Here is a 12,465-nt window from a genome sequence, read left to right as displayed (position 1 = left end):
CACGTTCCCACCCGATATCGCCCCGGAGACTCGGGACCTCATCGACCGGATCGCCGGGTCGGAACTCACGCACTAACGAAATGAGCCAACTCAGGAGCGATGCTGCTGAGTGAGTGCCGACACGACTCCTACAGTGCCCTCACGACCCAGTTGCAGCCCTGCAGGTCAGGAAATGAATCTCGTCCCCGCGTCGCATTGTGGCGCGGGGACGTGCAGAATCGTTCTGCCGGTTCAAGCGAAAGTATCGAGATCGAGGACGATTTCGACACCTTCCTTTTCAATGACGATCTTCGCGTGTTCGGCACCGGTCGCGGCGAGGTATTGCCGGAGCGTTGACAGCAGGAGATCGTCGCGGCGCTCGATTCGAGACACGGTTCCTTGATCAGTGTCGAGCAATGCGGCGACTTGTTGCTGCGTCAGGTTGCCGGCCTTACGGATGTCGGCGAGTCCTTCGGCGTGGACTCGTTTGAGGTCCTGGGCTTCCGAGATTGGCGCGTCGACGTTCACACACTCAGTATGTATTTGAAACCATATGGTGTCAACGCCATGTTGGCGGTAGGGTTGCCGGGTGACTTCGCCGACGCCACCCACCGCCCTGGTCAGCTGGGCTCACAAGAACACCGACTGGGACCCGGAGCAGGAGCAGTCGTGGGAGAACGCGGTCAGGTCCCTTGTGGAGTGTCTGCGTGCGAAGGGTGTTGATGCACACATCGACCTCTACTACCAGAACGACAGTTCGATCGACTGGACTCGTTGGGGTCAGAAGATGGTCCGCGACAGCGACTTCGTAATTGTCGCGGTCAGCACGGCGTGGAGACAGCGCTGGGAGGGAACGAACGAACCCATCGTCGGTGCCGGCGCGGTCGTGGAGGCGGACACCCTCAAGGGACGGTTCAACAAGAACCAGCACGAGTTTCAGCAGAAGACGCTGATCGTGATGCTTCCGGGCGTGTCCGACGGAGATCTACCCGCGGACCTGTACCGGCTCAACCGGTTTTACGTCAAAGAGTTCACCGACACCGACGACGGCATCCAACGTCTCCTTCGTATGCTGCACGAGCGTCCCTTGCACATCCTTCCAGAGTTGGGCCTGCGGCCGGACCTGCCACCGGAACCATCAGCGCTGTCGCCGAAACTCATCCCGGCAGAGTCGAGCAGTCGGCAGTCGCCGGCGCGTGACCGAGCGACCGGCGGTAGTGGAGGCCCGCAGCCATCGGGGAGCACCGCGACACGAGACATCAGCGTCGTCGGAAGCGGCAACACGGTCACCGTCGGCGGACACCACGTGCACAACACCCACGTCACCATGGCCGCTACAACGCCCTACGAGAGCGCTGACCGCGATGAGTACCTTGACCGCCTGAACGCGGTGTCTCGCTCTAGGCTCGAACATCGGCGACTCGGTGCCGGACTCTCGCCGGAACAGGTCTCTCGGACCCTCACTGAACGGGTTTCCGTGCCTCGGCAGCTCGATGAGCTCGTCGCCGGTGACTACCTGTTGCTCATCGGTGCGCTGGGGTCGGGGAAGTCCGACATCGCCGAAGAGTGGTTGCGCTGCCGCATCGAGGACGCCAAGAAGACTCTGACAGCACCAGTGCCGGTATGGGTGCCCGTCCGGGACCTTGACGGGCAGATCAGTGAATACGTCGTCAATGAAGTCGGCCTCGACGCTCTGGCGGATCTCGGCGCCGACGTGGTGATCGACGGCCTTGACGAGCGGACCGACGAGGCAGCCGCCATCCTCCGTCAAGCCTCCGAGTTCGTCGCCAAATGGCCGAAGTCGAGAATCATTCTGACATCGAGAACGCAGGAGAAGGTCACCGAGCGCGTCGTTCCAGTTCCGCCGTTGAGCAGATCGAGCGCCGAACGGCTGATGAGACTGGTCGCAGGGCGCCCGATTGGCGGCCTGGGACGGCACCTCGACCAGGCCGTTGAACGCCCCTTCTTCGCCCTTCTGGTGGCCTTGCACGCCAGCGCTGTGGAAGGCGCGACCGGGGTTCCCGAACTGATCGACCTCGTCGTCGAGGACGTCGTTGCCGCTGAAGGGCACAATCTGTACACCGGGCTGCGGCGCCTCGCTGTCGAGACGATCCGCAGCGGCAAGGCTGTTGATCCCGCCCGATTCACCACAACCGATTTGGCCGTGCAGATCAGGAAATCGTCTCTGGTGACGACTACGGGGCGGAAATGCGCCTTCTCCCTTGCAATCTACGAGCAGTGGTTCGCGGCGAAAGCTCTCCTGGAAGGGGAGGCATCTGTCGACGAGCTGCTGACATCGCTGCGGGCTTTCGACCGCTGGAAGTATGTGCTTGCGATGGTCCTCGCCGCGGGGGAGCCCACCCGAGTTGACCCGGTGATGGCGGCGGTCGCGCGATGGAACCCCGGTGCCGCATCGTGGGTGATCAACGAAACCCACAGCGGCGGGCTCTCACACACCGCTCCGGACTTCGAGCCCGACGACTGGGAAGAGGTGGGCCACAGGCTCCGTACTGCCACCGCGGCGTGGCTCGACGGACTCGGTCCCCTCGCCGAGGCATTTTTCCTCTTCTCGGCCGCCGAAGCCCAGGACCTCGACGAGGTCACCGTGGCGGTCAATATCGACTACTCCAAGGTCGCCGTCAGCTGGATGGTCTCCGATGCTGGGACGAACGACGTTCTTCCTTCGGTGATTTCAGGAGACCTGCCGATGAACCGCTCGCGCGTCTCGCGCAGCCACGCGATCCCTACCGGGCTGAACTGGGTATGGGAAATCTCGCGCGACCACCTCGCTCACGACGTGGCGAAGCGATTCCTCGGGATTGCTCTACGAATCGGTCAGCAGCAACCCGGCGTTGTCCAGCGCGAGGTGCACGACGGGGTCAGAATCAGAAGTGCACAGTTCGCATTGCCCGGACAACTCGAAGCCGATCCCGAGGCAATTGCGCCCCTGTACCCGGAGGGCGACATCGCACCGAAGTACGCGACGCCGTGGTGGTCCTTCACACCTGAGCGGATGCTCGACCGTGTGCAGCAGGTCATCACCGCGGCGATGGCCTGCTATCTCGAGCTCGCCGAGATCGTGACGCCCCGATTCGGAGACACCCTCGGACACCGCGGTCTCATGCCAGCGGAGTTTTACGGAAACGTCTACCACGACCCGACCCGCGAACGCAGCCCGTTCGAGTATCCCGGACCGAGCGAGCCCGGGATCCGGTGGTTACTCAAACCGACTGGCACCCCGAGCCCGGACGGACGTCGCCCCGGGGTCAACACAGTGTCGCTGACATTGAACGACGAAGCACGGATCAAAGAGATCGACGATGACCGCGACACGCTCTACAGCTCATTCAGAGCCTACGTCGAGGCATACCCTCCGTACGAAGCCTTCGCGCCCAATTTCTCCACTCACTCTGGCCGCTTCGACATGCACAGCGCCACGCCAGCGACCAGGCTCGCATTGTCGTGGCTGTGGGAGGACCTCACAGATCTTGGCTGGGTCGACGGACACTTTCCCACGAGTTGGTAGCCGGCGGAACATCCGAAAGCCTCATGTCGCCGCCGACGCGCTAGCTGGCCCAGAGCGTTCGTAAGGCGATGAGCCTTCCGAGGCTGGCTACCGGGACGAAGTCTCGGTAGCCAGTGCTATGGCAAGGGTCTTTGCAGTCGCATCACTCGTCAAGTTTGGGTTCGTCACCTTCCGCATCCTTCTGCTGCGGCCCGTCGGCGAACTTGATGCGATCGGGCGGAGTGAACTTGAGGTTCTCGAGCGCCACCCGGAAGTCAGGCGACGGAGTGAACTTGAGGTTCTCGAGCGCCACCCGGAAGTCAGGCGACGGAGTGAACTTGAGGTTCTCGAGCGCCACCTGGAAGTCTGGATTGATCTTCATTCCGTCGATTATCGAACGGTAGATAGCCGGACTCAGTCCAGCATTTGCGGCAGCATCTGCTCTCACCCACGCTCGCCGCTGTGGATCGTCAGCGGCAGCCTCGATGGCCTCGATCGTCAGCTCCGCCACCTGGTTGTCAGCGTTGACATAGATGCGACCAGACACCACGAGCGGCTTCGACTCCTCCGCGACATCCCCAGCCATACTTGTGATCTCAACGGTGGCATCGATTTCGCAGTTGAACCGCGCAGTCCATGCGCCGGCTGCTCGACGCGCAGCCTCACTGAAACGAATGGCATTAGCCGCTCGAACACAGCCAATCACCGTAGCGGACACCGTGTCCAACGGAAGAGCCGCCGAGCGCGGGTCGACTGACGCCTCGAATAGAGCGAGCATCAGGCGCCGATCCAGTTCACTCCGCTCGACGGCTGCCCACAGCTCATCACGTTCCGCATCCGAAAGCGGCGCAAACTTCGAAAGGAGATGCTGCTCCAGTCGGCTCAGACCACGCGCGTAGAACACACGATCCCTCAAACCGCTCCGGTCAAGCTCTTCCGCCAACTCCGAATGCCAAGCGAGCGGGTAGTCCAGCGTGTCCCGTTGATCCTTCGTCTCGTTCTTAGCCCCGAAATCCGAGTAGTTGTCGCTAACAAACCAGACATCGCACTCCGGATGCCTGCCAGCCACGGCGAGCACGGTTAGCCATATCAGAGTGTCACGATACCCATCCTTCGTTCTGCCCTCATCTGCTTTCCCGATGCGGGCGTATGGCGCCCGACCCATGGATGCCCTGCGTGCGATGTCCATATGGTCGATGGTGGCTGGCAGAGGTGCAATCTCTATCCCTAGCTCTGCAAGCCGACTTCCGAGTACCGCTTCGTATCCTTCGTGGCGAGCGTCATCTGCGGCAAGTAGCGACTCGAACTCCTTGTGCTTGTCGAGTTCGATGAACCAGTCCTTTAGGTTGGCTAGCCGATTTCTATCAGGCCGCCAAAGTCTGCGGACAACATTCACTGTTTCCATGACCACAACCTCGGGCACGACAAAGTGGAGCTTCCACTCGCCGACATGTGCGTAAAGGCCGGTCCACTCGTCGGTATTCAGGTATGGGATGCGGGCCAGGATGTTGGTGTCGAGGACGACGATCGACTTACTCACCCGGACAGTTTGCCTGTTGCCAACGAGCTGACCTGACCGGGTCCGAAATAGGGCCCTTGTTGGCGTGATCCTGATCGCCGACACCCTGAACGGGTGCTTGACGGCCACGACGACCTTCGGCATATCGAACGGTGATCGAGGATGAGCCCGTCAGACTCTCCATCACCCTCCCTCCCACCGCCCAATCGCTCCCTCATTGGTCGCGACCTCCGCCGCTTCTCCTCTGCGCCGTCCGTCCAGCAGCGGCCGAGCAAGCCAAGCCACAGCCAGCTCTCCCCTCCCCCACAGGGGCGGCTCTCCGATCTCGGCCTGCCGTAGTCAGTTCGGGACATCGAACCCCTACAGTGAGGAAGCTCGATTGAGGCCCATCTTGGAACGGGGGGTGTCATGGCCGGAGCCGCACGCTCGACGGCCGCGCCTGCCGGATGCCGAACGCGGACTCTGCCATGCCGACCTACTCGTGCGGCGGCGACTCCCGGGCATTCACCCTGTTGCGGTCGCGACGAGTTCCCAAGAGCGCCTGGCGTCCCGCCTCTACCGAAGGCAACCTGCGGCGGCGGTCCTGCTGTGGACGAGCTTCGGATGCGCCTCGTTGAGCTGCATGTTCAACGGCGATCTGCGGTACACACCCGAGTGACGCGAGAGCCTGCCGTTGTCAGGTGCTCGACGGGTTCGACCTAGCGGTTCAGGGCCGTGAGCGACGCGTAATCCGTCTCTGGAACTCATCCAGATTTGGTGTGATCTGGAGCCCTTCTTATGTGTGACTACCAACGGGTCAGCAAATCCAATCTGCATGCAGCCCAGAACGGCCCGTCATAGGTGAACACCCTTCCATCCATCCATCTCTTCTCTTCTCTACCGAATACCGCTGGTGAGCACCGCTTTTAGGGCGGGGCGAACGTTACGGCAGCGGGTACCGGGCACCACGTAATCGCGTGCGTGCCCACAATGTGCCCACGCCGACTGGAAAGCCCGCGATTTCATGCCCGCACGCCCCCGTTCGTTCGGAACCGTCCGCCGTCTGCCCTCCGGTCGCTGGCAAGTGCGCTACTCGACGCCGGACGGTTCGCGCCATACCGCCCCGCACACGTTCGGCCCGCGGCGGGCTGCGTCCGACTCTGGTTCAGCGCCGACCGGTGTCAGTCGAGGTATCCAGTCTCGGGGTTGATGTCGGAGAGAAAGCTTCTGATCGACTCGCGGTGTTCGTCCATGCTTTTCAAATACCGCGCATCCGGGTCGCCGACCGTCCTCACCGGACCGCCACCAAATCCGTAACCCTGGTTCGGTCCTGACTCCCAGTGGTAGTCACACCCACCGTCATCCCGCATGCTGAGTGTGAACACCTCACCCCCGACTTCGAGGGTGATTGGATCTTCGCCGGGCAGGGGACGATAGCCGTCAGGTAGATCATTGGCAGTCACACTCCGATTCTCGCTGAAGCGAGCCCGCAGTCGCGATCCGCGACACGGCAGGCCTGGACGACACCCGGCTACGCGAGCTCGCGCGAGAGTGCGCGACCGAGCGGACGAGGTGCCGGCCGTGCTGACCGGCCCTGGAGCCCTGTTGGCGGTCGTGGACACCGCGAGCACCCGAACGTCTGGAGGGGCGGTCCAACCCCGTCATCGAGCGGATCCACCAATGTGCCAGCGGGCCAGGGGTCCGGGCGCGGCCGGTTCGCCATTCGGTGTCGGCCAACCGCGACGATCCAGGGCCGATTCCTGCCGGGGCGTTGTCGCGGAGGATGTCACAACCACGCGTCGAGCGGTGTCTTCATGTCGACGGACAACCCGGGAAGCAGCACCCCGGCCGTCGACGACCCCAGGAGGACACGATGACCACACCAGCCCGCATCCCGCCAACCGAGCTCACCGGACTCTTCGGCACGATCGTGAAGATCGCGTCCCGACGGATGCTCGGCCAGGTCCCGGACTCGATGGGCGTGTTCGCCCACCATCCCGCACTCATGCGGGCGTCAATGGGCATCGGCCGCAAGATCGAGGCGCTGGACGAGCTCGACCGCAACCTCGCAAGCTATGCCGCGATGTCGACGGCCGCCTACATCGGCTGCAGCTGGTGCCTCGACTTCAACTACTACAAAGCTCACAACGATGGGCTCGACGAGACGAAAGCCCGGCAGGTGCCGAACTGGCGCGAAGCGTCGGTGTTCACGCCGGTCGAACGTCACGTCATGGAATACGCCGAGGCGATGAGCCAGACACCGCCTACCGTCACCGACGAATTGTCGGCCGCACTCCTCACCGAACTCGGCCCCGCCGCGCTGATCGAGCTCACCGCCAAAGTCGCCTTCATGAACATGAGTTCACGGATGAACGTCGCCCTCGGCATCCACTCGGAAGGTTACGCCGACACGTGTCAGCTCCCGCCTCTGGCGACCCGGGCGACCGCGGCGTCTGCCCCCGGGCCGCAGCGGCCGGATACCACGTTCAAGGCCGTAGGCTCGACATCATGACCGACGACGCGTTCGTCACCCACCGCCCCCTGCTCTTCACCGTCGCCTACGAACTGCTCGGATCCGCGGCCGACGCGGAGGACGTGCTGCAGGAGTCGTGGTTGCGGTGGAATGCCGTCGACCACGCACGCGTACGCGACGAACGCGCCTACCTCGTGCGGATCGTCACCCGCCAGGCACTGAACCAACTGCGCACGATGTCGCGTCGCCGCGAGTCGTATGTCGGGCAGTGGCTGCCCGAGCCACTGCTCACGAGCCCGGATGTCGCAGACGACATCGAACTCGCCGAGAATGTGTCGATCGCCATGCTCACGGTGCTCGAGACACTCGGGCCGACCGAACGCGCAGTGTTCGTGCTGCGCGAGGTGTTCGACGTGCCCTACGACGAGATCGCCGCCGCGGTCGGCAAGTCCACGGCCGCCGTTCGCCAGATCACCCACCGCGCACAGGAACACGTCGCTGCGCGGCGACCGCGGGTGACGGCCGATCGGGCCGAACAGGAGGCGGTCGTCGCCCGTTTCCTTGCCGCGGTGAACTCGGGCGACCTGCAGGGCCTGATGGATGTGCTCGCACCCGATGTGGTGTCGGTCGCCGACGGCGGCGGCTTCGTGCGCGGCGCGGCTCGCCACCCGATCGTGGGCGCTGACAAGATCAGCCGCTACCTGCTCGGTGGCCTCGCGAAGCTCGGCCTGCCGTTCCAGGCGCGGCCCACATGGGTGAATGGGCATCCGGCGATCCGGGGCGAGATCGACGGCGCGCTCGCTGGCGCTATCAGCTTCGCGATCGAGGACGGACGGATCACCCGCATCTTCTCGATCGCGAACCCATACAAGCTCGGCCGACTGGACGAGGAGGCGGAGCTGGCACGGTAGCAACTCGGCCGAAGTTCGCCACCGGCATACGTGCCCACACTTCTCGTTCTATCGACACGGACCTGCGCTGGAGGCTGGACCGTCTACCCTCAAAACATTCCTCGTGGGAGGTGGGGCCATGTCTCGCACCAAACTTCGACGTCGAGCGGCGTACGCCACCGCGGCGATCCCGGTCGCGTTCCTCGTGCCGCTGTCTACCGGTTTATCGACCGCTGGGGCCGCCCCGACTGACACGGTCCTCCCGATCCCGGTCGTCGGCCTCGCCACAGGACCGACAGGATTCCCAGGTCCACCTGTTGCCCAGCACGTCACCGCCCGAACCGATCCGGCCGCCCCGGGCACTACCGTGTTCCTCGGCACCGAGACGCCGTACTGCGTATGTGTCGTCCATTGGCGCAATCTCACGACCGGCTCGGCCGGTGTGGCCGATGTCTGGTCCTCAACCTATGCGCCAACGCCGAGCCCTGACCACGTGGCCCAGACCGGTTCCGGGATCCTGGTTGCAGCGGTCACGGCAGGCGGGGCACCGGGCTACCCACTGACCCCGGCCACGCTGCTGCCGGGTGGCGGTACCTGGACGGTGCCGTAGCTCCCACCCGAGCGAGGCCCGCGATGCGCGATCGGTGCCGTGACGCTCGCCCCTTGTCAGGCAACGTCGCTCGAAGGACGACAACCGAGACGACGCTGTGGCGGACCCTCGACCGAGACGGCGCCGGGCCTTCCGATGTGCTCGTCGGAAAGCTCGTCGAGAACATCAGGAGAGGTAGCCGCCGGTGGTGCGCAGCAGGTCCGCGGCCACCGCCGAGACCCAGGTCCAGCCCACGACCGCGGCCGCCGCGAGGGCGAGGGAGAACCCGTCGCGACCCAGCAACAGGTCGGGGGCGAGCAGCGCGACGCCCACGACCGCGCTGTACCCGCCCCACGCGCGCCGACCCGCGCGAAAGTACCGTCGTGCCAGCACGATGCTCGCGGCGATCAGCGCGAGGAACGCGACCACCGGTGCGATGCTGTGGAGAACGCCGTGCACCGTCGGGTCGGATGTCCCCGCGGTCGTGGGGAAGCCGTCCATCGGGTCGGCCACGAACAACCCGGCCCACACCGAACTGAACCCGAACAAGCCGATCAGCCTCGGGACCCAGGTCCGGCCGATGCCGGCGGTCATCGCCCGCCTCATTCCGACGGCGCCCGCGACGAACAGCACGCCGCTGACGACGAAGTTGGCGATCTGGATCCATCCGCCGGGGCCCAGGCTCAGCAGGCTGAGCGGGTGGCGGGTCAGGTCGAACCCGTCGCGGGTCACCACCTGCACGGCCGCCACCGCGAGGTAGATCGGGCCTGCGGCTACTCCGCACGCCAGCAGGCGCCGCGTCGTGGCGGTCCCGCCGGCGTCGGAATTCCTGCCGGTCGTTGTGTGATCGACGTTCGTCATGGCGCGGTCCTCTCGTCGGTAACGGTCTTCCACCGCTACCTCGGTGCCGAGCGATGGACTTCGACACACGACGGAGAAGTGCCTCGCCACCGCACTCGATGACGACGACGCGCACGCGGCGGTGGAGGCCCCACCCCCTGACCGAATGTGGGATTCGGTCGGCCTAAGTGACCGAATCCCACATTCGGTCAGGAAAGGGGGCAGACGGCGGCCGTCAGGTCTGCTGCCCCGCACCCCCGTGAACCCATCCCGCGATCTGCGCACGGGTCGTGAAGCCCAGCTTGGTGAGGATGTTCTCCACATGCCCCTCCGCGGTGCGCTGCGAGATCACCAACTGCTGCGCGATGGCCTTGTTGGTCATTCCCTGCGCGACGAGTTCGGCGATCTCCCGCTGCCGTCGGGTGAGTTTCGTTGTCGGCGCGCTCGCGCGCGGCCCGACTGGTGCCTGCTCGCCGAGCGCGTAGGCGATCGCCGCGTCGACGGAGAGTCCGCGCCCGCGCGCGAAGGCGGCATCGAATGACGCCTGGCCGAGGGCATCGGTCGACTCACGAACGATGCGATCGTGGTGGCCCAACAGGTCCCGGATCACGATCGTGGGGCTGCCCGCTGCCTCACCGACCCATGCCGATGCACCCATCAGCGTGGCGGCCCGCTCGGGCCGGTCGGCGGCGATCCAGCCCAGGATCTCAAGGCACATCGCGAGGCCGAGCGGATCGTCGACGAGTCGGGTCAGCCGCATCCCCTCCTCGATCAGCTGAGTTGCGCGCGGGGTGTCGCCCTCCTCCCAGACGGCCAGTCCCAGCATGCTCAGCGAATAGGACCGATACATCGACTCGCCGTCCGCTGCGGTGAGGGCGAGCACCTCCTCGTGGCAGGCGATCGCGCGCCGCGGGTCCCCGGACAGCCCGCACGCCATGGCGAGTCCGACGAGGGTCCCGACCCGTGCCAGTGGGCTGCCCTCGGTGCGCAGCGTAAGCAGGGCCTCCTCGAAACGCTCTGTCGCGCGAGGGAAGTCACCGGAGAACGTGGCGAGGTAGCCGGTCGCGGACACCGCGAACGCCGCCGCACCCGGATCGTCGTCGGGGTCCGTCAGGGCGCACGCGGCATCGGTCCACGTCTGGGCCGCCGGAACGTCGCCCTGCATTAACGCCAGCATGCTGCCCAGGCACAACGCCGTCACTCGCGACGCGGCAGGCGCGCCGTCGTCCCGGGCCAGCGCCCGCTCGATCCAGTACCGCCCCTCGCTGTACAGGCCGCGGGAGACCCAGTAGGGGTAAACCGCGATGACCATGTGCAGCGCCGCATCCTGTTTCGCCGCGGCGGTGACGCTGAACTCCAGCGCCGCGCGCAGGTCGGCGCGGGTCCGGTCGAACCGGGCGAGCCACTCCAGCTGCCGGTGCCCGATCCACTCGGCCTCCGCCTGCAGCGTCAGCCGCTCACACCAGTCGTGGTGCCGTTGCCGCAGCAGCGCCGACTCGTCGGCCTCGGTCAGCCGCTCCAGCCCGTACTCGCGGATCGTCTCAAGCATCCGATACTGGGTGACCCCGCCGGCCTCCTCCCGGATCAGAATCGACTTGTCCACCAGGGAGCCGAGCACGTCCGCCAGTTCCCCGTCGGCGAAGCCGCTGACCTCGGCTGCGGCGTCGACCTCGAAGCCGCCCGCGAACACCGCCAGCCTGCGCCACAACGTCCGCTCCCGGTCGCCGAGCAGGTCGTGGCTCCAGTCGATGCACAGCCGCAGCGTCTGCTGCCGCGACGGGGCGACGCGCGTGCCGGTGGTCAGCAGCCGGTAGCGGTCGGTAAGCCGAAGGAGGATCTGCTGCAGCGACAGTGCGCGCAGCCGGGCGGCGGCCAATTCGATCGCCAACGGCAGGCCCTCGAGCCGCTGGCAGATCTCCACGACCGTGGCCTGGTTGTCCACCGTCAGGCCAAACCCGGGAACCGCGGAGCGCGCACGCGCCTCGAACATGACGACGCCCTCGTACCCGCCCAGACTCCGCAGCGACGCCGCCGTACCCGGATCCGGAACCGTCAGGGGCGGAACCCGCAGCACCGCCTCCTCCCCCGCGGCAAGAGCCTCCCGGCTGGTCGCCAGGATCCGCACCTCGGGGCAGGCGCTCAGGACGGCCTTCGTCAGCTCCGCGACCTCCGCCACCAGGTGCTCACAGTTGTCGAGCACGATGAGCGCGCGCCGGTCGGCGAGAAAGTCGATGAGCAGCGGAAGCGGCGAACGGGCGGCGCGTTCGCGGAGCCCGAGCGCGGCCACCACCGTGTCCGCCAGCAGGTGCGGCTCGGGGAGGGCCCCGAGCTCGACGAGCCAGACCCCGTCCTCGAAGTCGTCCTGCAGGTTCGCCGCGACCCGCAGCGCCAGCCGGGTCTTGCCGACACCGCCCATCCCGGTCAGCGTCACCAGATGCGACTCGGACAGCAGCCGACGCACCTCCGTCAGCTCACGGCGACGGCCGACGAAATTGGTGAGTTCGTGCGGGAGATTGCCCACCCGCACCCGGACTCCCGACTGCATAGGGGACATCCCTTCCTGATCGCGACGCCACTGCCCTACGGACCTGAGGGAGCAAGGGTATCGCTCCCCGGATCCGAGTGGCCGCAACGCGGTCGGGTCAACGTTCGAGCAGTCGAAAGGTGTTCTGCCGGGATTGATCCCATACG

8 protein-coding genes are annotated in these 12,465 nt (G+C 65.7%); 3 read left to right on the top strand and 5 right to left on the bottom strand.

Features of this window, described 5'->3' with window-relative positions; genetic code table 11:
- Positions 1-231: 231 nt before the first annotated feature.
- Positions 232-507: a helix-turn-helix domain-containing protein gene (locus ACFWQG_RS19780; protein ID WP_378509354.1), complete on the bottom strand. Its 276-nt coding sequence runs from the start codon at positions 505-507 to the stop codon at positions 232-234.
- A gap of 61 nt (positions 508-568) precedes the next feature.
- Here ACFWQG_RS19780 and ACFWQG_RS19775 point away from each other — a divergent pair, with 61 nt between their 5' ends.
- Entirely contained in the window at positions 569-3,505 is a 2,937-nt protein-coding gene (locus tag ACFWQG_RS19775; RefSeq protein ID WP_378509353.1) for a hypothetical protein, read from the top strand.
- A gap of 142 nt (positions 3,506-3,647) precedes the next feature.
- On the opposite strand, the gene ACFWQG_RS19770 is transcribed toward ACFWQG_RS19775, so the two are convergent.
- Both ACFWQG_RS19770 and ACFWQG_RS19765 read right to left on the bottom strand, forming a co-directional pair.
- Positions 3,648-5,024: a PIN domain-containing protein gene (locus ACFWQG_RS19770; RefSeq protein ID WP_378509352.1), complete on the bottom strand. Its 1,377-nt coding sequence runs from the start codon at positions 5,022-5,024 to the stop codon at positions 3,648-3,650.
- A gap of 1,139 nt (positions 5,025-6,163) precedes the next feature.
- Positions 6,164-6,445 (bottom strand): hypothetical protein, encoded by a 282-nt coding sequence (locus ACFWQG_RS19765; RefSeq protein WP_378509351.1) that lies wholly within the window; start codon positions 6,443-6,445, stop codon positions 6,164-6,166.
- Positions 6,446-6,855: 410 nt separating this feature from the next.
- Here ACFWQG_RS19765 and ACFWQG_RS19760 point away from each other — a divergent pair, with 410 nt between their 5' ends.
- Positions 6,856-7,494, top strand: a complete 639-nt coding sequence (locus ACFWQG_RS19760) for a carboxymuconolactone decarboxylase family protein (RefSeq protein ID WP_378509350.1) — start codon at positions 6,856-6,858, stop codon at positions 7,492-7,494.
- Complete coding sequence (locus ACFWQG_RS19755) at positions 7,491-8,366, top strand: RNA polymerase sigma-70 factor (RefSeq protein ID WP_378509349.1); 876 nt, start codon at positions 7,491-7,493, stop codon at positions 8,364-8,366. The genes ACFWQG_RS19760 and ACFWQG_RS19755 overlap by 4 nt, the downstream gene beginning before the upstream one ends.
- A gap of 754 nt (positions 8,367-9,120) precedes the next feature.
- Here the strand turns inward: ACFWQG_RS19755 and ACFWQG_RS19750 are convergent.
- Both ACFWQG_RS19750 and ACFWQG_RS19745 read right to left on the bottom strand, forming a co-directional pair.
- Positions 9,121-9,795, bottom strand: a complete 675-nt coding sequence (locus ACFWQG_RS19750; protein WP_378509348.1) for a DUF998 domain-containing protein — start codon at positions 9,793-9,795, stop codon at positions 9,121-9,123.
- Positions 9,796-10,009: 214 nt separating this feature from the next.
- Positions 10,010-12,319, bottom strand: coding sequence for an ATP-binding protein (locus tag ACFWQG_RS19745; protein ID WP_378509347.1), 2,310 nt, complete (start codon positions 12,317-12,319; stop codon positions 10,010-10,012).
- Positions 12,320-12,465 lie beyond the last annotated feature (146 nt).

Source organism: Rhodococcus sp. NPDC058532 (assembly GCF_042719255.1).
GTDB lineage: Bacteria > Actinomycetota > Actinomycetes > Mycobacteriales > Mycobacteriaceae > Rhodococcus_G.
This window is presented reverse-complemented; position numbering and strand designations above follow the sequence as displayed.

Coding starts and splice junctions, on each gene's coding strand:
- ACFWQG_RS19760 (WP_378509350.1), top strand. CDS start 6,856: ATGACCACACCAGCCCGCATCCCGCCAACCGAGCTCACCGGACTCTTC.
- ACFWQG_RS19755 (WP_378509349.1), top strand. CDS start 7,491: ATGACCGACGACGCGTTCGTCACCCACCGCCCCCTGCTCTTCACCGTC.
- ACFWQG_RS19745 (WP_378509347.1), bottom strand. CDS start 12,319: ATGCAGTCGGGAGTCCGGGTGCGGGTGGGCAATCTCCCGCACGAACTC.
- ACFWQG_RS19750 (WP_378509348.1), bottom strand. CDS start 9,795: ATGACGAACGTCGATCACACAACGACCGGCAGGAATTCCGACGCCGGC.